A 23621-nucleotide genomic window follows, 5' to 3' on the forward strand; every position below is an offset into this window, starting at 1 on the left:
TTAAACATTATATAAGAGTTTATTTGTATTAAATACAAATTTAAAAAATAATTAAGATAAATTTTATAAAAAATGGGAATATTTGTAATATTTTATTTAAATTTTATAATGTATGTTAATTTAAGAAACATATTGCATCTTCATAAAAATAAAGACTAAGTTCTTCGTATAATTTTAAATCGAATCTTAAAAATTCTTGTTTTTCCAAGGCAAATTCTAAAATTTTATCCATACAACTTACCCTTATAAAAACATCACTTTTCCTACTTCTAAGTGCTATAATATAACATTTTTCTAAAATAAAATCATAATTATTTTTTGGAATATTTTTAGAATTAAAAAAAGAAATTTTATAAGGATCAATAGCAATTTTGCTTGGAGGTTTTTTAAAATCTTTATATTTTTTACAATTACTAAAATCTATAAAATTACAAAATTTCACACCTTGATTTTCTAGTTCAAAAACATTAGTATTTTCAAATTCTAAAATTTCTCCACTGTGCAAATAAAGTTTTTTTTGCGCCAAAGAATCTAAAAAATGTTTATCATGACTTGCGATTAAAAAACCTGTATTGAAATTTTCATGCATTTTAAGAATAGTTTTTTTAAATAAAAGTGTAGTATTTTTATCCAAAAAAGCACTTGGTTCATCAAGTAAATAATACTTCGCTCTTACGCTTAAAGCTATAGCAAAAGCTATTTTTTGACTTTGTCCTGATGAAAGTTCATTAGGATGTTTACTTAAAAGACTTTCATCTAAATTTAAAAACATCAAACTTTCTTTTATGCGTTCTTCAATATCTTCTTTAATCCCATAAGTTTTTAAGGTAAATAAAAAATTTGCCCTTACACTACGATTTAACAAAATAGGCTCTGGAAAAAGCAAATAAATTTCACGCTTTTGCTTATTATTAGGTTTAAAATTTCCAAAATAAGAAATATTTTTTGAAAAATCTCCTTCTAAAAATTTTAATATTCTTAAAAATGTAGATTTTCCACTTCCATTCGCTCCCATTAAGATGCTAATTTTACTTGTATCAAGTTTTAAATTTTTGATTTTTAAAACTTCTTTGTTTTGATAGTTGAAAAAAAGATTAGAAATTTCTATCATTTTATGTTCTTTTGAGTTTGTGCGTGATGAAATTTAAACAAAAGGCAATGAGAATTAAAACCAAAGCCAAAGCTATACCGCTAGCAAATTCGCCTTTGTTTGTTTCAAGAGAAATAGCTGTGGTTATGGTTCTAGTATCGTATTTGATATTTCCACCTACTATCATCGCTACTCCTACTTCTGCTACAATGCGTCCATAAGCTAGTGCAACGACGCTAATCAAAGCAAAGCGTAATTCATAAATCATCGTTAAAACAAGTTTTAAAGGACTTAGGTGAAAAGATTTTATAAGTAAAAAATGTTTTTTATTCATATTTTCTATCAAATTTGAAAAAAGTGCGATCACTATAGGAAGCGCTAAGATAAACTGCCCTAAAATTAAAGCCTTTATAGTAAAAAGCAATCCAAATTCTCCCAAAGGTCCTCGACTTGAAATCAGTGCATAAAGTATAAGTCCTACTGCAACTGTTGGAAAAGAAAGGCTAGTATCAACTATAAGTTTTATAAAACGCTTCAATTTAAATTCAAAAAAACCTAAGATAAATCCCAAAGGAAAACCTATAAGCAAAGCTAAAACTATAGAAATACTTGAGCTTAAAAGTGTAGTTTTTATAGCTGAAATTACGCTTTCATCAGCATTGAAAAGTAAAAATAAAGCCTGTTTAAAACCATCAAAAATATAATCCAAAAATATCCTTTTTAAAATAAGTAATTTTAGCATAATTATGCTAAAATATTTTTTTATATAAATTTATAAGGAAAAAAAATGAAAAAAATCATTTCTTTAGCCCTTGCTTTAGCTTTAAGTGCAAGTGCAGCAGAACTTAAAATGGCAACTACAACAAGCACTGACAATACAGGACTTTTAGATGCTCTAAAACCTCTTTATGAAAAAGAAAGTGGCAATACCTTAAAATGGGTTGCCGTAGGAACAGGTGCGGCTTTAAAAATGGGTGAAGATTGCAATGCTGATGTGCTTTTTGTGCATTCTCCAAAGGCTGAAAAAGAATTTATGAAAAAAGGCTTTGGTGTAGATAGAACTCCTGTGATGTATAATGATTTTATCATCATCGCAGATAAATCTTTAGCTTCTAAATTTAAAGGTAAAAATTTAAAAGAAAGCTTAGAACTTATCAAAAATGAAAAGCTTACTTTCATCTCAAGAGGCGATAAATCAGGCACTGACAATAAAGAAAAAAGCCTTTGGAAAAATCTTGGCGGTGTTCCTGAAAAGCAAAGCTGGTATCAACAAAGCGGACAAGGTATGTTAGCAAGCATTAAAATCGCTGAAGAAAAAAAAGGTGTGATTTTAACCGATCGTGGTACTTATATCAAATATGAAGCCAATGAAAAAGGCAAACCAAACTTAGTCATTGTAAATGAAGGCGATGATAGTCTTAAAAATTTTTATTCTGTTATAGCGACAAATCCTAAGCATTGTAAAAATGTAAATTATACAGAAGCTAGTAAATTTATCAAATGGGTAACAAGTGATAAGACTTTAAATTTCATTGCTGATTTTAAACTTCTTAATAAACCTTTATTTGTAATTGATGCAAAAACAAGAAAAGACTAAAAATTAAGCAGGTTTTAACCTGCTTAAAATATCATTTTTTACTTATTGTAACTTTTTTATTTATTTTTCAAAACTTTTAGCTTATTTAAAATTCTTCTTTAGATATAATAAAATCAATAATTAAATATACAAGGTCAAATAATGTTCAAAGTGGATTTAAATAGTGATTTAGGGGAAAGTTTTGGCGCCTATAAAATGGGAATGGATGAAGAAATTTTAAAATTTGTAAGTTCAGTAAATGTCGCTTGTGGCTTTCATGCGGGTGATCCTTGTGTGATGGATGAAACCTTAAATTTAGCCAAGCAAAATGGTGTTTGCATAGGAGCACATCCATCTTATCCTGATCTTTTGGGTTTTGGAAGACGCAATATGCAAATAAGCTTTGAAGAGGCTAAAAACTATGCCTTGTATCAACTAGGAGCTTTATTTGGCTTTGCTAAGGCAAAAGGTATGAAAATACAGCATTTTAAAGCCCATGGGGCGCTTTATAATATGGCAGCTATTGATGAAAATTTAGCCTTAGCACTTTGTGAGGCAGTGGCGAGTTTTGATGAAAATATTATTTTTCTAGGGCTTAGTAATTCTGCTATGAATGAAGCAGCTAAGAAAAAGGGTTTAAGATATGCTAATGAAGTTTTTGCAGATCGTGCCTATAATGATGATGGCACTTTAGTTTCAAGAAAATTAGAAGGGGCGTTAATACACGATGAAAATTTAGCTATCAAACGCGTGATAAAAATGATAAAAGAAAGCAAAGTTACAAGCATAAATGGCAAAGAAATTGATTTAAAAGCCGATAGTATTTGTGTTCATGGGGATAATGCAAAAGCTTTAGAATTTGTTAAAAAAATCAAAGAAAATTTAAAAAAAGAGCAAATTCAAATTTGTGCTTTGGAAAATTTTATATAAGTTTTAGCAATGTTTAGTGTGCATTTTAGTGGAAGTAAAGCTTTGCTTTTGCGTTTTGAGCAAGAAATTTCACCTCAAATCAATGCCTATGTTTTAAGCACAGAACAAAGGATACAAAAAGCCCTAAAAGAAGGTGAAATTTATGGGATTGATGAGTTGGTAAGTGCTTATGCAAGCTTGCTTATATATTTTAATCCTTGCGTGCTTTCTTTAAATTCCTTGCTTGATTTTTTGGAAAAAATTAAAAAGGATATTAAACTTGCAGAACAAAACTCAAGTCTTTGTATAGAAGTTCCACTTTGTTATGATGAAGAATTTGGGCTGGATTTAGAATTTGTGTGCAAACACAATCAAATTTCAAAAGAAGAGCTTATATCTCTTCACACTAAACCTTATTATCTTGTTTTTATGCTAGGTTTTATGGCAGGTTTTCCTTATCTTGGAGGTTTAGATGAAAGACTTTTTACCCCACGCCTTTCAAGCCCTAGAGCAAAAATAGAAGCTGGAAGTGTAGGTATAGCCGATAAACAAACAGGAGTTTATCCCATATCAAGTCCAGGGGGTTGGCAAATCATTGCTAGAACACCTTTGGAATTTTTTGATAAAGAAGATGAAAAAAATCCCACTCTTTTAAAAGCGGGTATGTTTTTAAAATTTAAAGCCATTTCAAAAGATGAATTTTTCGATATCCAAGAGCAAGTTGCTAAAAAAGTCTATCAAAAGGAAATTTATGAGTATAAAAATCATTGAAGCATCTATAAATTCAAGTTTGCAAGACTTTGGTAGAAAAAAATTTGCTAAATTTGGCATAGCAAGAAGTGGAGCTATGGATGAAGATGCTTTAAGAATGGCAAATATCTTGCTTGGAAACAAACAAGATGAAGCAGGAATTGAGCTTTGTTTAAAGGGTGGAAAATACGAATTTTTAGATGAGAATTATTTTGTTTTAAGTGGAGCTGAATTTGAGGCAAAGCTTGATAATCAAAAAATCAAAACTTGCAAAGTATATCAAGCAAATAAAGGCGATATTTTAGAACTTGATTTAGCAAAAATAGGTTTTCGTGGGTATTTATGCGTAGCGGGTGGCTTTGAAGTAAAAAGTTTTTTAAACTCTAAATCCAGTGATGCTAAAATGGGAGCTGGAGTTTTTGAAGGAAGAGCTTTGCAAAAAGATGATATTTTAAATACTCATAATACTTTTATACCTTTTAATTTAGAAGCTAGAGAATGTGAAAATCCTCTTTTTAAAAGCCCTAAAGAGCCTATTATACGCGTTATTTTAGGAACAAATGAAGATGCTTTTACCCAAAAAGGCATAGAAACCTTTTTAAATACTACTTATAAAGTAGGTTTAAAAAGCGATAGAATGGCAATTTATGCAGAATCTAGTGAAAGTATAGAGCATAAAAACTCAGCAGATATCATCTCAGATCCTGCGGTTTTTGGAAGTATACAAGTGCCAAAAAGTGGTATTCCTATCATTTTAATGGCAGGAAGACAAAGCACAGGAGGCTATACAAAAATAGCCACGGTTATAGAAAATGATCTAAGCTTACTCGCACAAGCTAAGTTAGGTTCTAGCTTTAAATTTCAAAGCATTAGCATGCAAGAAGCCTTAGAACTTTATAAACAAAGAGAAATGAAATTTAAAGCTATGGATCAAAAAATCAATCTTGATTTTGAAAATTTAATCTAAGCTTTTTTGCCATAAATATTGATAAAATATATAGCACCTATAGCCAAGGCACAACCTAACAAGGTAAGTGCATTTGGCACCTCATCTAGTATAAAATAACTACAAATTAAAGCACTAGCAGGAGTGATTAAAACAAAAGAATTTGCCTTAACGCTTCCTAAAATGTGAATCCCATAATAATAAATACTAGTTCCTATAATAGTTGATAAAAAAGCCACGACAAACATACTGATCCAAAATTTAAATTCAAAATGAAAAATTTCATAACTTTTTACATCAAACAATATCCAAGAAAACATTAAAATAGAAATGAGATTAATATAAAAGTTAATCGCCAAAGGGTGAGCTCCTTTGGCTTTATGATTAAACACTGCCATCAAAGCCCAAATAAAAGAACAAGTTAAAAATAAAATATTAAATTTACCAAATAAATCTTCTAAACTCCCTAAATTTAGCAAACAAAATCCAGATAATAAACCTAAAAATAAGCCTAGAATTTCACTCTTTGTGATCTTGTGAGTTGATTTTTTGTTTTTTTGAAAAAATATCGCTATCATAAATATCAAATAAGAAAAAATAGGAATCATAGTGGTTACTAAAACTCCTCCTTTGCCTGCCAAGCCGTGCTTTATAGCAATAAAAAATACAAAGGCATAAAGCCCATTTAAAACTCCTGCTATCAATACCCATTTTAAGGCAGTTTTTTCGATTTTAAGAGGAATTTTTAAGAAGTTTAAAACAAAAAATGAACCCAATACAACAAAGAAAAAACGCCAAAAGGTAATAATAGAAGTATCCGTATAATTTGCTAAAATCTTAGATGTTGGCCAAGATGAGCCCCATAAAAACATAGCAATAACAAGCAAGATATACAAATACTTTGTTCGAGTCAATGTTACACCTTGAAATTTTTAAGTCAAATTTTTTAAAAAATTTTTTTCAAGTGTAGTTCATACTCGTTTAGATATTTTTCCACTTGAGGATTTTTTACCACATCATTACACATAAAAGTTGGTAAAGCTTTCATACCTATAAATTCATGAGCCTTATGCAAATGCCAATACACCATATCTACACCCTTTCCTTCAAAAAATTCATTTTTATCATTAAAGGCTTCAAGAGGTGCATTCCAAGTGAGAGAAAACATGTATTTTTTACCATGATCTAAACCACCTTTTCCGTAGTTTTTACTAGGATTTTCATGAGTTCTTCCATCATTTTTAAAAAGCACTCCAGCACCCAAACCAAACACTTCATCGATATATTTTTTAACTATCCAAGGCTCCCCCATCCACCAAGCTGGCATTTGATAGATCACAGCATCAGCTTTTATAAATTTTTGTATCTCTTCTTTAGGATCATATCCTTGATCTATGTGAGTTTGATCTACCTCGTATCCTAGTGTTTTTAAAATTTCTAAAGCATGATTATGCAATGTCAAATTAAGTTGTCCTTTTGAATTTCCAAATTCTTTAGCACCATTAAGCAAGAGTATATTTTTCATTTTTATCCTTTTTTAAATTTTATGATACAATTATAACTTAGCATAATATCATTTTCAATACAGAAAATAAAGTAATATACTATACTAAAGGAATGTTAAATGACTAAAGAGAATTCTCCGTGCAATTTCGAAGAATGTGGATTTAACTATACTCTAGCATTAATTAATGGAAAATATAAAATGAGTATTTTATACTGCTTATTTCGCTATGAAATCGTGCGTTATAATGAACTCAAACGCTTTTTAAGCTCCATATCTTTTAAAACTTTAACCAATACCTTAAGAGAACTAGAAAACGATGGTTTAATTATCAGAAAAGAATACGCTCAAATTCCACCCAAGGTAGAATATAGCTTATCCAAACGTGGACAAAGTTTAATTCCCATTTTACAAGCTATGAGCAAATGGGGCAAGAAAGACAAAAAAGGGAAAAAATGCTTGAATTAATTGGCGAACTTTCTTTGCAAAATTATATGGGAGAATGGCTTGAAATAGCTAGAAAACCGGCCTTTTTTCAAAAATCTTGCCTAAATTCAAAGGCAAAATACGAGCTTAAATACAAAAATGGCATTCCTTATGTAGAAATTGAGAATTTTTGCAGTAAAAAAAATGAAATTTCAAGTATAAAGGGTAAGGCAAAAATCGTTTCAAATAGGCAATTAGCAGTGAGATTTAACATCTTTATGAACCTTTTTAATAAAGTAAATTATGAAATCATTTTTGTTGATAGCGAGTATAAAGTTGCCATTGTGGGTAGTCCTGATAAAAAATATCTTTGGATTTTAGCAAGAAATATAATAGATGAAAAAAATATAAAAGAGCTTTTAAACATCGCTAAGCAAAGGGGATTTGACATTAGCGATGTGGTTTTTGATAAGTATTAAATTATTCTTTTGTCATATCAATGACATAGCGAAATTTAGCCTTTCCTGAGGTTAGATTTTCATAAGCTTTATCGATTTCTTGTGGGGTAATAAGCTCGGTTTCTGGATAAATTCCGTGTTTTAAAGAAAAATCAAGCATTTCTTGAGTTTCAGCAATACCACCAATTAACGAGCCATAAACCTTTTTACCTGCCTTATGTACAAAGGTTATCACGCTGATACTTGGAGCAACTTCGTGAGGTGGCAAACCCACTATCGCCATTTCACCGCCAAATTTAAGCAAATCCAAATAAATAGCAGGATTATAAGGCGTTGGAATGGTTGAGATGATTAAATCAAAACGTTCTTTTACAGCGTTTTTATCGCAGCTTGTGTAAAATGAGCTTACACCCATAGCCAAAGCATCGGCTTTTTTGTTTTCATTTCTAGCAAAAACGCTAACCTTTGCACCCATTTTCACAGCATATTTAACCGCCATCATACCAAGTCCGCCAAATCCCGCTACTGCTACGCTTGAGCCTTCTTTGATATTTGAAAATTTAAGCGGAGAATAAGTGGTAATTCCTGCACAAAGCAAAGGCGCGACTTTTTCCATCGGTGCATCTTTTGGCACACAAACGGCAAATTTTTCACTTACAACTATGTTGTTTGAGTAGCCCCCATAAGTGTTTTCATTGCCATGAAATACATCACAACTATTGTAAGTAAAGATGGTTTTGCCATTTTCGCAAAACTGCTCTTGTGAGCGTTTGCAAGCATCGCACTCACCGCATGAATTTACCATACAACCAACCCCTGCGTAATCTCCTACTTTAAATTTACTCACATTTTTACCCACAGCGATAACTTCTCCTGCTATCTCATGCCCAGGCACGCAAGGATAAGTAGCTTCTCCCCACTCGCTTCTTGCGGTGTGAATATCGCTATGACAAATGCCTGCATATAGGATTTTAATCAAAATATCATTATCGCCAATAGCATGGCGGCTAAATTCAAAGGGTGTAAATTTCGCATCCTTGCTAAGCATTGCATAGCCTTTACTTGCGATGCGATTGTTTTCTAAAATTTTGTATTGCATTTTTGCTCCTTTTTTGATTTTTTATAATTATAAAACATTAGAGTAGCTATAAGTCAAGAGTGAAAATAATTTTTTAAAAATTAGTATAAATACTGGATACTAGTGAAATTGTATAAAATTAAGCAAATTTTATAACAAAGACATAGTTGCAACGACAAATCAAGCTATCTATAATAAAGATAAAAGAAAATAATACAAACAAATTTAATTTCAGTATCGCTTAAATTCTACTCGTTAGCTAATTCCTTAGCCAAAATTTCAGCTTGAGCTAAAACTCCATCAATTGCAAGTTGTTGCATATCAGGTGGATAACCATACTTATTTAACACTCTTTTTACAGCTACTCTTAATCTTGCTCTTACATTTTCTTTTATCATCCAGTCTATACTTACATTGTTTTTGATAATTTGCAGTATTTCACTAACGAGTGCTAATAGTTTTTCATTGCCTAAAATCTTTTCATACTCATCATTACAAGCAAGTGCTGAGTAAAAGGCGTATTCATAGTCTTTTAAACCTAACTTCTTAGCCTCATCTTCCATACTTACTATGCTTTTACTCATATTTATTAGCTCATCTAGTGCCTCGCTTGATGAGATTAGCTTATTGTTATATTTTTTGATAGCATCACTAAGCATTTGTGCTAATTTTTTAGCCTTTGTTAGGCTTAGCTTTTCTCTTGCTTTTATCTCATCATTTAGTATCTTTTTTAGCATTTCAAAGGCTAAATTTTTACGCTTCATATTCTTTACTTCTAGTAAAAACTCATCAGAAAGTATAGATATATCAGGCTTTTTTATACCACTAGCATCAAAAATATCCACCACTTTAGATGATACAATAGCTTTATCTACTACTTGCTTTATCAAAGCTTGATTAAGCAAATTTTCATTCTCATTTTCTTTAGCAAACTTTAAAAACCTAGCCTTTATCGCATACATAAAAGCGATTTTATTCTTTATGCTCAAAGCTTTTTCGTGTGGCATAGCTATCGTGTAGGCTTTATCAAGTGCTGCAAATTCTTTTATAAATCTGTTCTTACCATCTTCATTTGATAATATATGCTCTTCTACATCAAGTATATATTCAAGTTTAGCCCCCGTATCAAGTTCAAAGTATTTTTCATAGTCATTTGGCAGCATTTGTTCTACGATTTCAAGCTTTTCTATCATCACTTTTACAGCGTCTTCTTGAGTAGTGATTATATCGCCCTTGCCACCACTTTCACTATAAAATGATAAAGCTTTTTTCAAATCACTTGCAATCCCAAGATAATCCACCACAAGCCCACTAGGTTTATCCTTATAAACCCTATTTACTCTAGCTATAGCTTGCATTAGATTATGCCCTTTCATAGGCTTATCTATATAAAGAGTATGAAGCGATGGCACATCAAAGCCAGTTAGCCACATATCCACCACTATAACTAGTTTTAATTCATCGTCTATATTTCTCATACGATTTGCCAAAAACTGCTTTTGAATCTTACTTGTATGATGTTTACTAAACTCTACCCCATCGCTAGAGCTTGAAGTCATCACTACTTTTATAGCCCCGCTACTTAGCTCATCGCTATGCCAACTTGGTCTTATTTTTATGATTTCATCATATAGTTTTATAGCTACGCTTCGGCTTATACTTACTATCATACCTTTTCCGCCGAGCTTACTAGACCTTGTTTCAAAGTGTTTTACTATATCTTTAGCGATTTGTTTTAGTCTGCTTGTGCTACCTACTAAAGCTTCTAGCTTAGTAGCTTTTGCTTTTTGGCTATCTTGGTTTTCAAGCTTTTCATCTAATTCATTTACAAGCCTTTTTCCTTCTTCGCTTAGCTCTATTTTGGCAAGTCTGCTTTCATAATATATACTCACAGTAGCACCATCTTCAACAGCTCTTGATATATCATATATATCTATGTAGTTTCCAAAAACTGCAGGGGTGTTTATATCATGGCTTTCAATTGGCGTTCCTGTAAATCCTATATAAGTAGCATTTGGCAAAGCATCACGCAGATATTTTGCGAAACCATAAACTATCTTTTGCCCTAGCACATCGCCACTTTTTGACTTTTCTTCTACTACTTTTGCATCAAAGCCGTATTGGGTTCTGTGTGCTTCATCTGCAATTACGATGATATTATCTCTAAGCGATAAGCACTCAAATACATTATCATTTTCTGGACTAAATTTTTGAATAGTAGTAAATACCACTCCACCACTAGCTACCCTTAAAAGCTCTTTTAAATGCTCTTTATCGTTTGCTTGTTTTGGCTCTTGTCTTAAAAGGTTCGCACAACTTGCAAAAGTACCAAAAAGCTGATCATCTAGATCATTTCTATCCGTGATAAGCAAAATCGTAGGATTATTTAAAGCCTTTATCGCTTTAGCACTATAAAACACCATAGACAAAGACTTCCCACTACCTTGCGTATGCCACACCACGCCACCTTTTTTATCTCCGTCTTTGCTACTTGCTGTGATTGTTCTACTAATGGCTTTATTTACTGCGTAGTATTGATGATAGCAAGCGATTTTTTTGGTAGTTTTTATACTTAAAATACCATTTAAATCTCTTATTTGCTCTTTTTCAAAAACTATGAAATTGCAAATGATATCTAGCAAGGTTTTTGGATTTAGCATACCATCTATTAAGGTTTTAATTTCTAAAGACTTGTTTGGAGCGTAGTTTATCCCATCGCTACTTTTCCACGCCATAAACCTTGAAAAATCAGCCGAAATACTCCCCGCCCTAGCAAAATACCCATCGCTTATCACACAAAAAGCATTATATGTAAAAATACTTGGGATTGTTTGTTTATAAGTGTTTATTTGATTATAAGCTGAGTTTATCGTGGCGTTTTCATCGCTTGGGCTTTTTAGCTCCATTAAAACAAGCGGAATTCCATTTATATATAGCACTACATCGGGGATTTTGTTTTCTTTAGCTTCTGTGATGCTTAGCTGGTTTGTTGCTATAAATTCATTGTTGCTTGCATTATTAAAATCAATTAGATTTATGATATCAGCTCTGCTTTCGCCGTCTTTTGTAGTGTTTATATTTACCCCATTTACAAGCTTATAATGAAAGTTTTCATTGCTATCTAAAAGGCTAAGATGATTTTTGCTTTTTAGCTCCTTATAAATTTCATTAGCTTTTGATAAATCAAGCTGTGGATTTAGCCTACAAAGTGCATTTACAAGGCTAGTTTCTAGCAAAACTTCATCAGTGGCTCTTACAGGCTTTTCATAGCACCACCCATGCTCAAGTAGTGATGATATAACAAACTGCTCTAAATCAAACTCACTAGTCTTCGCCTTGCTCATTTTTAGTTATCCTTTTTTATCAAATCTACTTTGTTAAAGCTATCAATAAGTTCATTCATAAAATCAACATGATAATCTTCTAAATCATTTTTTGTATATTTTTCACGAGCCCTAAATGCGTTTTGGCAAATTTCTTTTTTTCTTGATTCAGTGTTTAATATAAATCTTTCTTTCTCTTCATTTCTATCAGCAATACATTTTTCTAAATAATCCAAAATTGACATATTTTTAAATGCTAGTTTTTTTCTATCACTTATCTGAGAGTTTGTTATCGTATTGTATTGTTTATACTTAAGTATAATATTAACTGCATCTACTATTATTTTTATAGGCATGAAATCTTCAATCTCCCAAATATCTCTATTATTTTCTTGTATCGATTCTCCATATCTTTTTAATTTTTTTGCATCTAGCTTTATGTTTGGATATAAATTATCTTTTGATATTTTATTGTATTGTTTTCTACCTTCTTCATCGTTATCAAAAATACATATAAAATATGGTTTAAAAGAAGTATAACTGCACTGATTATTAAAATATTCTAAAAAACCTGCTATTTTAGTTGCACCACCAGAATGTATTATATTTGGCATAGATAAATTTAAAATTTCTATTAGCATTTGCAAATATTTCTTATCTTCTTCTCCTTCAACTAAAATATTATAAGGCATAATATCCCAATTATCATTGGTTTCTATACCTAAATGTTTTTTAATAACAGATAACTTTTCAAACGCAGTGCCTATATAAATCGGTTTTGTGTTAATTTCTTGAAATACTCTACCTTTTTTTCTAGCATAAATCTTTTCTTCTTTTGTCAATTTAAACAAATGAGTATTGACTAAATTATTAAAATCTACAAAGTATTGAGAATGTGTTGTCATAATTATAGGCTGCTTTTTCTCTCTTACAATATTTTTAAATATTTCCATAATCTTTTTTTGTAATTTTGGCTGCAAAAATGCTTCTGGTTCATCAATTGCCCATATTATATCTGTTGTAATTTTATCTGTAATATATTGCATTAAAGATAAAAGTACTATTCTTTGAGCACCACTCCCTTTATGATCCATTAAGTGGTCATTTCCATCGTCTAAAGTAACAGATGTCATAGTTTTTACAACATCTCTTAATTTTTCAAATTCGGCAAATCTAATTTTTATTTCCTTGTCTTTTAAGGTGTTATCAAAATCTAACATTTGTTTTAAATATATATTAATATCCTTTTCTATATCTTCTATAGCTTTCTTTGATTGTTCTATGAATAATTTCAATGTTCTTAAAGGCTCACTTTGCTTTTTTCGTTTATTATCTAAGGCTAACAAAGCATCGTTTTCTAAAATAGCAGAAATTACGCTAGGCATATTCACATTACTTGCTTCTATAAATAAAAGTTTAAAACTTTCTACAATATCTCTAGCAACTTTCCATTCAACCATCTTTCCATTTAATATATACACAATCTTATCTTTATGAAATTCAACTTTTAAAATATGTGTGACATTATTTTTTGTAAAATAGCCTATTAATTCTGTTTTTCTACCACCAGTTGATCCCTTTTGAATATGATATGGTCTATCTTCATTTTGATTATACTCCACACCATTATTATGATTAAAAAATAAATTTAAGGCTCTCAAAAAATTAGTCTTTCCAATATTATTTTCACCGCAAATTGTATTTATATTATTATTGTCTATATTTAAAGTAATATCCAATAAAGAACGAAAGTTTTTAACCTGAAATTTTACAAACTTATATTTATTCACACATTCTCCTTTAGTTAGTTATTTTTATTTCTCCATTTAGGAGTTTTGGGATAAGTATATCACGCATATTTTCTAGGGTTTGAATTTCTCCTAGATTAAATATAATTTTTTCAAAAAAATCATTTAATTGTTTAGAATAACTCACAATCTCTTCACTCGTAAGCTTAACAAATGGACAATTTTCAATATCTGTCGCACTTATATTTTCTTGAGCACTGCCAGTAGCTGAATTGATAACATAGTCATAACCAAATTCAGAAGTTAAATGTATATATGCTAAAAACCTAGCTCCTAAAAACCTTTCTTTTACCATTCCTACTCGCTGATTTAACCATAATTTTTTATTTGTACTTGGAACGATACCCATTTTACCTATCTCAGCACCAGTCATTGCAAATAAAATATCTCCAGAATTTATATTAAATTTGTTATTAACTTCATTTATAGTATTTTGGCTTATCTTATCAGTATTTACAATATCTACAATTCCATTTGAAATATTTTTTATCTTTATTACTCCATTGTTACCATAATCTATAAAATCTTTACTCTTAAAAGCAAAACCATTTTGCATAGATATAAAATCACTAATAGTGCTATTAAATTCTCTATCTTTAAACCAATTTAAAAAAAGAGTTTGGGCGAGTTCTTCTAGGGTTTTGTTTTGCTCGTGTAGTAGTTCTATCTTGTCATCAATACTACTTAAGATAGTAGCAATTTGCCTTTGCTCTTCTAATAGCGGTAATAAAATTTCTATTGTTTGTAAATCATTTTTATTTACCGAGCCAAAAACACTACCAGACTCATTATTTATAATAACACTTCTTAAGTTGTGTAATAAGTAATATAAAAATTCATTTTCACCATTTTTTGCATTCATGGAGCATAAGCCCCTACCGATACAAATATCATTGTTTGCGAAATTAATATCTCCGACAGGAGCTCTCACACTAAATAAAATCTCACCCTTTTTAGCTATTTTTTTATATTCAGTGCAATATGTATCAAAATAAGGATATTTCCTACCAAAAGTCCTATTGCCTTGTAAAAATGGCATACCTATATTATCAAAATTATAAAATTCTGATTTTGGAGATTGCCCCATTGTTATCTCTGCAATATCCCCAAGCTTACATTTTTTCCAATTATTCATATCTTAATCCCTTGGAATTTATTTGCGTAAAAAATCCAAAAAATACACGAAATAAATTCGAGAATTTAAATTCGGAATTTCCTTTGTTTAAGCTTGGTTTAAAAGATAATGACGAAAGCATGACAGAAGAAAAAACGCTAAAAGCTCGTATTTTAAAGCTATGTGATATATAATTTAAGCTATTTTTAAATAATTTTGACGAAAGCATGACATAAAACCTAAACAAAAAATGGAACATATTTAACATGTTTTGTAGATTTATTTTCTGGATCTTGCTGCTTAATCAAACCTGCCTCTAAAGTATCGCTAATTATTTTTGAAGCTTTTGAATGTTGCTTATCACCTATTTTAAATCTAGCTCTTAAGCTAGCATTTGTCATGGCTTCTCTTGAAGCCCATTTTAAACAACAATGTTGATATGTAGCTCTTATTCTATCTTGCTTGGTCATATCTTCTAAGGGCATATGAGAAAATAAAATTGCCTGAAAATAATCTTCATTATTTATAAAATCTGGTGCTGGCAATTGATAAGCTTCAACGCTATCTATAACCTTATCCACACCAGAACCCCTTTCTTCACATATACCCATTATTCTCATTAAATTAGCCAACTTATCATTCCGTGACTTTGATGGCATGTCTATTAATCGTTTAATATCTATAAGAGATTTTCCATTGTTTGTTATTTCTATTCTATCGCTATACATTTCAATCATTGGATTTCTACCATTTATTGTAAAATCTTGATGAATTATCGCATTAGCTACAAGTTCCCTTATTGCGATTTCTGGATATAAAGTAGTATCTTTTCTTATCGCATTCTCTATCACTTCATTTTTAGGAACATACTGCATTATATATGAAATCAATCCTTGAAAACCAATAGCATATCCTTTTCTACCTTCTAATTCTTCTAATGTATGAATTTTGTTTTTACCTTGATACCTTATAAATCTAATTCTTTTTCTATTTAAGCCTTTAAATTTTGTTAAATCTTTTGCAAACAAGATAGCACCTAAATTAGTAATAGCAAAAGAATCATTCAAATTTTTAACTAAACCATGCTCAATTAATTTTTCAATAATATATTCATCTGAAGAATAATTATCGTAAGATATATCTAACATATCAAAACACTTACTGTAATCCAATAAATCATATATATCTTGAATATTTAAATTTGATTTAGCTATTTCATTTTCAAAAGAAAAGCCTGAAAGAACTTGCCATAATTTTTTCTCTTTTTCTGGATATTTATCCAATTCTTTTCTATTACTGCCTATCCTTATATAAGCTTTTTCTTCAAATTTTATTGGTGAAATCTTAGTTGCCTCAATTTCAAATACCACCAACCTGATTTCTTTTTCCGTTATTTCATGAATTTTAAATTCTATATTAGGTTTTAAAACTTTATGCAACCAACTTTCAAGCTCTTCATTTCCCTTTTTTTCTTGTTTTGGTTTAAAATTTGTACCGACAATATTAAGCGTACCATCTTCAATGCCAAAAATTATATATGCTTTATCTATACCCAGTAAAGCAGCTGTATTTGACAAAGCAGAAATATTTTTTCCTAATACAATAAAATCTTTATTATTTTTCTTATATTCAACCACTTCATTCTCAAATTGGTTTGCTTCTAACAATCTTAGTACAAATTTAAAATCCATAACCGTCCTTATCATTTAATCTTCTCTAAGTTTTTTAAGATAATTTCACTTAGCTCTTGCTCAGTTTTGATTTGGGATTTTAACTTTGCTAAAAGCTCGTTAAATCTAGTATCAAAATCAAACTCATCATCACTATCAGCAAGCCCCACATAACGCCCTGGGGTAAGCACATAAGAAAGCTCTCTTATCTCATCTATGCTAACACTTTTACAAAAGCCTTTTATGTCTTCATAATCAGTGCCGTTTTTCCATGCTTTATAAATATTTGCGATTTGGTTTATATCGTCTTTGTTTAGGGTTTTGTTGCGTCTATTTATCCTAGTTCCTAAATCTCTTGCATCTATAAAAAGCGTTTTTTTGACTGTCTTTGGTAGCTTTTGGCGTCTTATAAACCAAAGTGATGCAGGAATACCTGTATTTAAAAACAGCTTTGCGGGTAGATTTACTATACAATCTATCAAATCATCTTCAATAAGTGCTTTTCTAATGGCTGCTTCATTTGTGGTGTTGCTTGTAAGTGCGCCTTTAGCTAGGACAAATCCCGCTACACCGCCGTTTGGTGATAGATGATATAAAAAGTGCTGTATCCAAGCGTAGTTGGCGTTGCTTGCTGGTGGGACGCCGTATTTCCATCTGCCATCGTTTTCTAACAGTTCGCCGCTCCAGTCCGAGTCGTTAAATGGTGGATTGGCTATAATAAAATCGGCTTTTAAGTCTTTATGAGCGTCGTTTAAAAATGAGCCTTCGTTGTTCCATATCACTTGTGAGCTTTCGATTTTTCTTATGGCTAGGTTCATTTTGGCGAGTTTGTAGGTAGTCTGATTTGACTCTTGACCATAGATTGAGATGTCATCTAGTCTGCCTTGGTGAGATTTTACAAACTCTTCGCTTTGAACAAACATACCGCCACTTCCACAGCAAGGATCAAACACTCTGCCTTTATATGGCTCAAGCATAGTTACTAGGAGCTCTACGACGCATTTTGGAGTGTAGAATTGTCCGCCTTGTTTGCCTTCAGCTAGGGCAAATTCACCTAAAAAATACTCAAATACATGACCTAAAACATCGGTGCTTTTACCAGTGTCAAAGGCGATATTTCCTATAAGATCTATAAGTTCGCCTAGGCATTTACTATCTAAGTTATCTTTGGCATAGACTTTTGGCAAAACTCCTTTTAGAGTATCGTTGTGTTTTTCTATCTCGTCCATTGCTTCATCTAGCATTTTGCCTATTTTGGGATTTTTGGCGTTATCTCTTATGTAGTTGTAGCGAGATTTTTCTGGAACGAAGAAGATATTGTCAGCTAGGTATTCATCTGCATCTTCTGGGTCGGCTCCATCATCTTGTTCTTTTAATAACTCTTCGTATTTTTGCATAAAGCTATCGCTAATGTAGCGTAAAAATATAAGTCCTAAAACTATGTGTTTATACTCTGCTGCGTCGATATTTTTGCGTAATTTATCAGCACTTTTCCATAACGCATCTTCTAGTTTTATTTCTTTTTTCTTTGCCATTTTTATCCTTAAATAATTTTATTAAGTATAACAAATAGTATTTTAAAAGCAAATGATGATAAGGTGTATTACTACGAGCTTATACCACCTTACAAGCTTACTAAAAACAAGCCTTTAGAATACGCACATTTTAAGGAATTTCTAAAATGCTACAAAGAAAAGAAAAATCACTGCTAATTCTTGGCTGCTTAGCAAAAAAGAACTTGAAGAAAGAAATTATGATTTAAGTGCTAAAAATCCAAATGTAAAAGAAGAAAAAATCCTAAGAACTAGCGAAGAGATTTTAAATTCTTTAGAAGAAAATTTAAAACTTCAAAATAAGTATTTAAAAGAAATAAAAGATGCCTTAAAAGCATAAGGCATCTTTATTTATAGGCTTATTACCCCAATGCGTGTGTTTTCATAGCAAGAATTAAGCACTATGTCTATCATAGCACTAGCATAATCACTATAGCTGATTTTACTTTCATTGTTGGCATTCACTTCAAATTTTTCGCCTATGATTTTATAATGATTGCTTTTTGGAAGATCTGGTGAAAAAATAGCAGATGGGCTCACATATACCCATTTAAAACCTTTTTCATTGCGTAAAAATTCCAATACTTCCGCACTTGCTTTAGCTATATCCAAATACTCTTTAGGAAAATCAGGCATATCCATAAGTCTTGTAGTATGATTCTCATCCATATACAAACTTCCAGCACCCCCTACAACAAATAATTTAGCCTTACTTCCTTGTAAAATTACACTCAAGCATTCTATATGCTTTTTATGTAAGCTTAAATTTTCCCATTCTCCAAAAGCGTCAATAATAATATCAAAATCTATCAGATCTTTAGAATCAAGTTCAAAAAGATCTCTTTGTACTATTTTAGCTTGAGGTAAAAATTCATTCATTTTAGAGCTATTGCGTACAAAACATACTGGCTCTAAATTTCTTTTTAAAGCTTCTTTGCTGATTTCTTTGCCTACTTTACCGCTTGCACATAAAATTGCTATTTTCATAATATCTCCTTTTTAAGTATTTTTACATAAAAAATGCAATCTAGAAATTATAAATATATTTACTACTAAAAATCAAGTAGATATTATTTTATAATATAGTATCTATTTTAGGAGTATTATGTTATTTTAGTATTTTAATGAGATAAATTTTTTTAAAAAATATGTTATAATTTTAAAAAATAAGGATTTATAATGAAAAAATATCATTCTCTTTGTCCTATTGAAACCACGCTTAATTTGATAGGAAATAAATGGAAAATTTTAATTATTCGAGATTTGTTGCAAGGGACTAAAAGATTTGGAGAGTTAAGAAAAAGCATTTCATTTACAAAAAATCAAAACATCTCTCAAAATGTCCTTACACAAAATTTACGAGAATTAGAAGAAGCAAAACTGATCAAACGCAAAGTTTATGCAGAAGTTCCTCCAAAGGTTGAGTACTCACTTACATCTTTAGGCAATAGTTTAGAATCCATCTTAAAAAGTCTTGAGAATTGGGGAAATAGCTATAAAAATATCGTTTAAGTAATAAATTAATATATCAATATATATTAATTTATTAATTTATACATGTTATATTTTTTGGAAATATTTTTAAAAGGATAAAAAATGCAGTCTTTTTTAAATACTTTCAAAGAGTTTTTATATCTATTTACTGAGCTTTCTGTACTTTTTATAGCTATTTCTTTTTTAGTTTCTATTATCAATCAAAAATACGAAGGAATTTTTTAAAAACAACTTGCTGGTGACAAAATTTCAAGTTATTTTAAAGCTATATTTTTAGGTGCTTTAACGCCATTTTGTTCCTGTTCTACCATACCGCTTTTAAGAGCTTTTTTAGAAGCGAAAGTAAAACTTAGCATAGCTTTAGCTTATCTTTTTACTTCGCCTCTTATTAATCCTATTATTTTTTCCATGCTTTTTGTAACTTTTGGTTTAAAGTTAAGTTTGATTTATGTGGTTTTTTTGATATTTTTGATATTTATTATTTCTTTTGTTTTTTCTAAATTTAAGGAAGATAGTTTTTTAAAACATATTCCTAAAAATACAAAATCAAGTATTTTTACCCAAAGCGCTCACAATCCTAGCAATTTTATTTTTAAACAAAAATCATGCTGTGCAAATACTCAAGATAAGTCTAAAAATATAACGATAAACTATAAAGAATTATTCAAAGAAAGTTTGAAAAATTATAAAAAATTATTACCTTATATCGTTGTGGCAGTTTTTATCGGTGCTTTTATTCATGGTTTTATTCCTCAAGAAATTTTACAAAAATACCTAAATGGCAATGAAATTTTAAGCATTGCATTAGCGGCTTTTTTAGGAATTTTCCTTTATTTAAGAGTAGAAACTATTATTCCTATAGGCTTAGCACTTTTACAAATGGGAATTTCTCAAGGAGTGATTATGAGTTTTTTAATCGCTGGTGCTGGATGTTCTTTACCTGAGCTTGTTTTACTCAAACAAATGTTTAAAATGAAATTTTTATTTTTATTTGTTATGATTATTTTAGGCGTGGCTATATCTTTTGGAATTTTTATTAATTTAATTTAAGGAAATAAAATGCAAAAATTTTTAGCCATTATTTCGGCGATCAATGATGAAAGTAGGGTTTTGATTTTACATCATCTTTTAAGATACAAAGAACTTTGTGTTTGTGATCTACAAGAGCTCTTAAACATGGGTCAATCAAGACTTTCAAGACATTTAAAAATTTTAAAAGATGCGGGTTTTTGTATGTAAGGCGTCAAGGAACTTGGGCGTATTATGGGATTAATAATGAGCTTTTAAAGCTGCATTTAGATCTTTTTGAAAATATCAAAAATTTAGAGCTTAAAAATGCTATTAAAAAAAATGAAAATATTATTACCCAAATTTGCCCTTAATATAAAATCAACCCTTAAACTTATGCAATTTATCACAAGGTTGATAGTCCTTGCTTTCTGGATTAAACCCATCGACTTCATTTGCAAGCATTTCTTCATAAATTTTTATCTTTTTGCTTAAAACTTTTTCACTTTCTTTTAATGTTTTAATCTGGTTTTGTAATTTTTTCTTTGTTTGCTTTAACATCTCTTGTCTTTCTTTAGCAGTTTTTATACCCAAAGAGCAAAGTTTTATATAATGTTTGACTTGTTCTATTGGCATACCTGAAATTCTAAGCCATTCTATCCATTTTACCCATTCTATATCGCTTTTTGAAAAATATTTCACACTATTTTCATCTTTTTGAACAAAAGGAAACAAACCTTTTTTAGCCCAAAATCTTAAAGTATGAGCACTAATTTTTGTTTCTTTTTCTACTTTTTTTATAGTATAAGCCATATTTTCTCCTTTATTTAAGATAAAAATAAAAATTTATTTTATTTTTTTGTGATAAAATAATAGCCAAATTATTAGTTTTATGCTAAAAATAACAAAGATTAAAAGGAAAATAATGAATAGTATTAAAATCAAACTTTCCCTCATTGCAAATTTAATTGCAATTTTTGCCTTAATTGTTCTAGGTATTGTAAGTTTTTATTTTACAAAAACCTCACTATATGAAAGCACTCTTAAAAATCAAACTGACCTACTTAAAGTCACACAATCTACCGTTGAAGATTTCCGTTCCACAAATCAATCTTTTACTAGAGCTTTAGAAAAAGATATCGCGAACTTACCTTATCAATCTTTAATCACTGAAGAAAATATTATTAACAATGTTGGTCCAATATTGAAATATTATCGTCATAGTATAAATGCACTAAATGTTTATTTAGGTTTAAACAATGGAAAAGTTTTACTTAGTCAAAAATCTAATGATGCAAAAATGCCTGAATTACGTGATGATTTAGATATAAAGACAAAAGATTGGTATCAAGAAGCTTTAAAAACAAATGATATTTTTGTTACACCAGCATATTTAGATACAGTTTTAAAACAATATGTAATAACGTATTCTAAAGCTATTTATAAAGATGGTAAAATCATAGGGGTACTGGGTGTCGATATACCATCAGAAGATTTGCAAAATTTAGTTGCAAAAACCCCTGGAAATACTTTTTTATTTGATCAAAAAAATAAAATATTTGCAGCAACCAATAAAGAATTATTAAATCCATCCATTGATCATTCTCCTGTTCTAAATGCATATAAACTCAATGGTGATAACAACTTCTTCTCTTATAAGTTAAATAATGAAGAAAGACTTGGAGCTTGTACTAAAGTCTTTGCTTATACAGCTTGTATTACCGAAAGCGCTGATATTATAAATAAACCTATTTATAAAGCTGCATTTATTCAAGCCATTGTTGTCATTATTGTAGTAGTATTTAGCGTCATCCTCCTTTATTTCATCGTATCAAAATACCTCTCCCCACTTGCAGCTATCCAAACAGGTTTAACTTCATTCTTTGATTTTATCAACTATAAAACAAAAAATGTTTCTACTATAGAAGTAAAAAGTAATGATGAATTTGGACAAATCTCAAATGCTATCAATGAAAACATTCTTGCTACTAAAAGAGGTTTAGAACAAGACAATCAAGCCGTTAAAGAATCAGTTCAAACCGTATCAGTTGTAGAAGGTGGTAATTTAACAGCAAGAATTACTGCTAATCCAAGAAACCCACAGCTTATTGAACTTAAAAATGTTCTAAATAAACTTCTTGATGTTTTACAAGCTAGAGTAGGTTCTGATATGAATGCTATTCATAAAATTTTTGAAGAATACAAAAGCTTAGACTTTAGAAATAAATTAGAAAATGCTAGCGGTAGTGTAGAATTAACTACTAATGCTTTAGGTGATGAAATAGTTAAAATGCTAAAACAAAGTTCAGACTTTGCTAATGCTTTAGCTAATGAAAGTGGAAAATTACAAACTGCTGTTCAAAGCTTAACCACTTCTTCAAATTCTCAAGCTCAATCTTTAGAAGAAACTGCAGCAGCTTTAGAAGAGATCACTTCTTCTATGCAAAATGTTTCAGTTAAAACTAGTGATGTTATCACTCAATCTGAAGAGATTAAAAATGTTACAGGTATTATAGGTGATATTGCAGATCAAATCAATCTTTTAGCTTTAAATGCAGCTATTGAAGCAGCTCGTGCTGGAGAACATGGTAGAGGCTTTGCAGTGGTAGCTGATGAAGTTAGAAAGTTAGCTGAAAGAACTCAAAAGTCTTTATCAGAAATTGAAGCTAATACTAATTTACTTGTTCAATCTATCAATGATATGGCAGAAAGTATTAAAGAACAAACTGCAGGTATCACTCAAATCAATGATAGCGTAGCTCAAATTGATCAAACTACTAAAGATAATGTTGAAATTGCTAATGAATCAGCTATTATTTCTAGTACAGTAAGTGATATAGCTAATAATATCTTAGAAGATGTTAAGAAGAAAAGGTTTTAACCTTAGATAACTAGCCAAAAAGCTAGTTATCTC

General features: G+C 30.1%; 20 protein-coding genes and 3 pseudogenes. 11 read left to right on the forward strand and 12 right to left on the reverse strand.

All coding sequences use genetic code 11. The annotated features are described in order from the left end of the window. Nucleotides 1-115: 115 nt before the first annotated feature. Together tupC and tupB are read right to left on the reverse strand one after the other, a co-directional pair. Nucleotides 116-1111 (reverse strand): tungstate ABC transporter ATP-binding protein TupC, encoded by a 996-nt coding sequence (tupC, locus tag FBF20_RS07820; protein ID WP_002868367.1) that lies wholly within the window; start codon nucleotides 1109-1111, stop codon nucleotides 116-118. A gap of 1 nt (nucleotide 1112) precedes the next feature. Next, nucleotides 1113-1799, reverse strand: a complete 687-nt coding sequence (gene tupB, locus FBF20_RS07825; RefSeq protein ID WP_002851481.1) for a tungstate ABC transporter permease TupB — start codon at nucleotides 1797-1799, stop codon at nucleotides 1113-1115. 78 nt (nucleotides 1800-1877) lie between these two features. On the opposite strand from tupB, the gene tupA reads away from it, so the two are divergent. From tupA to FBF20_RS07845, 4 genes are all read left to right on the forward strand, one after another. After that, nucleotides 1878-2687 carry a tungstate ABC transporter substrate-binding protein TupA gene (gene tupA / locus FBF20_RS07830; RefSeq protein ID WP_002851335.1) on the forward strand — a complete coding sequence of 270 codons (810 nt, stop codon included), beginning with the start codon at nucleotides 1878-1880 and terminating at the stop codon, nucleotides 2685-2687. Between the two features lie 141 nt (nucleotides 2688-2828). Then, on the forward strand, nucleotides 2829-3596 hold the full coding sequence (locus tag FBF20_RS07835; RefSeq protein WP_002851457.1) for a LamB/YcsF family protein: 768 nt from the start codon (nucleotides 2829-2831) through the stop codon (nucleotides 3594-3596). A gap of 9 nt (nucleotides 3597-3605) precedes the next feature. Beyond that, nucleotides 3606-4346, forward strand: coding sequence for a 5-oxoprolinase subunit PxpB (gene pxpB / locus FBF20_RS07840; protein ID WP_002851148.1), 741 nt, complete (start codon nucleotides 3606-3608; stop codon nucleotides 4344-4346). After that, nucleotides 4327-5292, forward strand: coding sequence for a biotin-dependent carboxyltransferase family protein (locus FBF20_RS07845; RefSeq protein WP_002858255.1), 966 nt, complete (start codon nucleotides 4327-4329; stop codon nucleotides 5290-5292). Before pxpB ends, FBF20_RS07845 begins: the two co-directional genes overlap by 20 nt. Here FBF20_RS07845 and FBF20_RS07850 read toward each other — a convergent pair. Together FBF20_RS07850 and FBF20_RS07855 are read right to left on the reverse strand one after the other, a co-directional pair. Then, nucleotides 5289-6185, reverse strand: a complete 897-nt coding sequence (locus tag FBF20_RS07850; protein ID WP_002869215.1) for a DMT family transporter — start codon at nucleotides 6183-6185, stop codon at nucleotides 5289-5291. The two genes, FBF20_RS07845 and FBF20_RS07850, sit on opposite strands and share 4 nt — an antisense overlap. A gap of 32 nt (nucleotides 6186-6217) precedes the next feature. Then, nucleotides 6218-6796 carry an NAD(P)H-dependent oxidoreductase gene (locus tag FBF20_RS07855; protein WP_002851227.1) on the reverse strand — a complete coding sequence of 193 codons (579 nt, stop codon included), beginning with the start codon at nucleotides 6794-6796 and terminating at the stop codon, nucleotides 6218-6220. A 99-nt stretch (nucleotides 6797-6895) separates the two neighbouring features. On the opposite strand from FBF20_RS07855, the gene FBF20_RS07860 reads away from it, so the two are divergent. Beyond that, nucleotides 6896-7243 carry a helix-turn-helix domain-containing protein gene (locus FBF20_RS07860; RefSeq protein ID WP_002855295.1) on the forward strand — a complete coding sequence of 116 codons (348 nt, stop codon included), beginning with the start codon at nucleotides 6896-6898 and terminating at the stop codon, nucleotides 7241-7243. After that, nucleotides 7231-7680, forward strand: a complete 450-nt coding sequence (locus FBF20_RS07865; RefSeq protein WP_002851461.1) for a lipocalin family protein — start codon at nucleotides 7231-7233, stop codon at nucleotides 7678-7680. The genes FBF20_RS07860 and FBF20_RS07865 overlap by 13 nt, the downstream gene beginning before the upstream one ends. A 1-nt stretch (nucleotide 7681) precedes the next feature. On the opposite strand, the gene FBF20_RS07870 is transcribed toward FBF20_RS07865, so the two are convergent. From FBF20_RS07870 to FBF20_RS07895, 6 genes are all read right to left on the reverse strand, one after another. After that, the gene (locus FBF20_RS07870; protein WP_002851455.1) at nucleotides 7682-8758 is read right to left on the reverse strand and encodes an alcohol dehydrogenase catalytic domain-containing protein; all 1077 of its coding nucleotides are present in this window, start codon (nucleotides 8756-8758) and stop codon (nucleotides 7682-7684) included. A gap of 227 nt (nucleotides 8759-8985) precedes the next feature. Continuing rightward, on the reverse strand, nucleotides 8986-12081 hold the full coding sequence (locus FBF20_RS07875; protein ID WP_002858356.1) for a type I restriction endonuclease subunit R: 3096 nt from the start codon (nucleotides 12079-12081) through the stop codon (nucleotides 8986-8988). Nucleotides 12082-12083: 2 nt separating this feature from the next. Continuing rightward, nucleotides 12084-13850, reverse strand: a complete 1767-nt coding sequence (locus tag FBF20_RS07880) for an ATP-binding protein (protein ID WP_002851428.1) — start codon at nucleotides 13848-13850, stop codon at nucleotides 12084-12086. Between the two features lie 10 nt (nucleotides 13851-13860). After that, the gene (locus FBF20_RS07885) at nucleotides 13861-15003 is read right to left on the reverse strand and encodes a restriction endonuclease subunit S (RefSeq protein WP_002851154.1); all 1143 of its coding nucleotides are present in this window, start codon (nucleotides 15001-15003) and stop codon (nucleotides 13861-13863) included. A gap of 218 nt (nucleotides 15004-15221) precedes the next feature. After that, a complete protein-coding gene (locus FBF20_RS07890; RefSeq protein ID WP_010891943.1) occupies nucleotides 15222-16688 on the reverse strand; it encodes a helix-turn-helix domain-containing protein in 1467 nt (488 codons plus the stop codon). After that, nucleotides 16685-18187, reverse strand: coding sequence for a class I SAM-dependent DNA methyltransferase (locus FBF20_RS07895; protein WP_002851467.1), 1503 nt, complete (start codon nucleotides 18185-18187; stop codon nucleotides 16685-16687). Before FBF20_RS07895 ends, FBF20_RS07890 begins: the two co-directional genes overlap by 4 nt. Nucleotides 18188-18241: 54 nt before the next feature. Here FBF20_RS07895 and FBF20_RS07900 point away from each other — a divergent pair. Then, a pseudogene (locus FBF20_RS07900) lies at nucleotides 18242-18545 on the forward strand (SAM-dependent DNA methyltransferase); the annotation flags it as partial. Nucleotides 18546-18556: 11 nt separating this feature from the next. On the opposite strand, the gene FBF20_RS07905 reads toward FBF20_RS07900, so the two are convergent. Then, the gene (locus FBF20_RS07905) at nucleotides 18557-19192 is read right to left on the reverse strand and encodes an NAD(P)-dependent oxidoreductase (protein ID WP_002851545.1); all 636 of its coding nucleotides are present in this window, start codon (nucleotides 19190-19192) and stop codon (nucleotides 18557-18559) included. Nucleotides 19193-19384: 192 nt separating this feature from the next. Here FBF20_RS07905 and FBF20_RS07910 point away from each other — a divergent pair, with 192 nt between their 5' ends. The 3 genes and pseudogenes from FBF20_RS07910 (at nucleotide 19385) to FBF20_RS07920 (ending at nucleotide 21081) form a co-directional block, all read left to right on the forward strand. Then, a complete protein-coding gene (locus FBF20_RS07910) occupies nucleotides 19385-19717 on the forward strand; it encodes a helix-turn-helix domain-containing protein (protein ID WP_002851392.1) in 333 nt (110 codons plus the stop codon). 84 nt (nucleotides 19718-19801) lie between these two features. Then, nucleotides 19802-20749 (forward strand): annotated as a pseudogene (gene arsP, locus FBF20_RS07915) (organoarsenical efflux permease ArsP). Between the two features lie 9 nt (nucleotides 20750-20758). Continuing rightward, a pseudogene (locus FBF20_RS07920) lies at nucleotides 20759-21081 on the forward strand (metalloregulator ArsR/SmtB family transcription factor). A 7-nt stretch (nucleotides 21082-21088) separates the two neighbouring features. Here FBF20_RS07920 and FBF20_RS07925 read toward each other — a convergent pair. Continuing rightward, the gene (locus tag FBF20_RS07925) at nucleotides 21089-21520 is read right to left on the reverse strand and encodes a MerR family transcriptional regulator (protein WP_002851141.1); all 432 of its coding nucleotides are present in this window, start codon (nucleotides 21518-21520) and stop codon (nucleotides 21089-21091) included. Between the two features lie 79 nt (nucleotides 21521-21599). On the opposite strand from FBF20_RS07925, the gene FBF20_RS07930 reads away from it, so the two are divergent. Further along, entirely contained in the window at nucleotides 21600-23588 is a 1989-nt protein-coding gene (locus FBF20_RS07930; protein WP_010891944.1) for a methyl-accepting chemotaxis protein, read from the forward strand. Nucleotides 23589-23621: the final 33 nt, after the last annotated feature.

Source organism: Campylobacter sp. CFSAN093259 (assembly GCF_012889985.1).
In the GTDB taxonomy this organism is placed as follows: domain Bacteria; phylum Campylobacterota; class Campylobacteria; order Campylobacterales; family Campylobacteraceae; genus Campylobacter_D; species Campylobacter_D jejuni.

Coding starts and splice junctions, on each gene's coding strand:
- pxpB (WP_002851148.1), top strand. CDS start 3,606: ATGTTTAGTGTGCATTTTAGTGGAAGTAAAGCTTTGCTTTTGCGTTTT.
- FBF20_RS07925 (WP_002851141.1), bottom strand. CDS start 21,520: ATGGCTTATACTATAAAAAAAGTAGAAAAAGAAACAAAAATTAGTGCT.
- FBF20_RS07870 (WP_002851455.1), bottom strand. CDS start 8,758: ATGCAATACAAAATTTTAGAAAACAATCGCATCGCAAGTAAAGGCTAT.
- FBF20_RS07860 (WP_002855295.1), top strand. CDS start 6,896: ATGACTAAAGAGAATTCTCCGTGCAATTTCGAAGAATGTGGATTTAAC.
- FBF20_RS07930 (WP_010891944.1), top strand. CDS start 21,600: ATGCTAAAAATAACAAAGATTAAAAGGAAAATAATGAATAGTATTAAA.
- FBF20_RS07890 (WP_010891943.1), bottom strand. CDS start 16,688: ATGATAAGGACGGTTATGGATTTTAAATTTGTACTAAGATTGTTAGAA.
- FBF20_RS07845 (WP_002858255.1), top strand. CDS start 4,327: ATGAGTATAAAAATCATTGAAGCATCTATAAATTCAAGTTTGCAAGAC.
- FBF20_RS07885 (WP_002851154.1), bottom strand. CDS start 15,003: ATGAATAATTGGAAAAAATGTAAGCTTGGGGATATTGCAGAGATAACA.
- FBF20_RS07895 (WP_002851467.1), bottom strand. CDS start 18,187: ATGGCAAAGAAAAAAGAAATAAAACTAGAAGATGCGTTATGGAAAAGT.
- FBF20_RS07835 (WP_002851457.1), top strand. CDS start 2,829: ATGTTCAAAGTGGATTTAAATAGTGATTTAGGGGAAAGTTTTGGCGCC.
- FBF20_RS07875 (WP_002858356.1), bottom strand. CDS start 12,081: ATGAGCAAGGCGAAGACTAGTGAGTTTGATTTAGAGCAGTTTGTTATA.
- FBF20_RS07855 (WP_002851227.1), bottom strand. CDS start 6,796: ATGAAAAATATACTCTTGCTTAATGGTGCTAAAGAATTTGGAAATTCA.
- tupA (WP_002851335.1), top strand. CDS start 1,878: ATGAAAAAAATCATTTCTTTAGCCCTTGCTTTAGCTTTAAGTGCAAGT.
- FBF20_RS07865 (WP_002851461.1), top strand. CDS start 7,231: ATGCTTGAATTAATTGGCGAACTTTCTTTGCAAAATTATATGGGAGAA.
- FBF20_RS07910 (WP_002851392.1), top strand. CDS start 19,385: ATGAAAAAATATCATTCTCTTTGTCCTATTGAAACCACGCTTAATTTG.
- tupC (WP_002868367.1), bottom strand. CDS start 1,111: ATGATAGAAATTTCTAATCTTTTTTTCAACTATCAAAACAAAGAAGTT.
- FBF20_RS07905 (WP_002851545.1), bottom strand. CDS start 19,192: ATGAAAATAGCAATTTTATGTGCAAGCGGTAAAGTAGGCAAAGAAATC.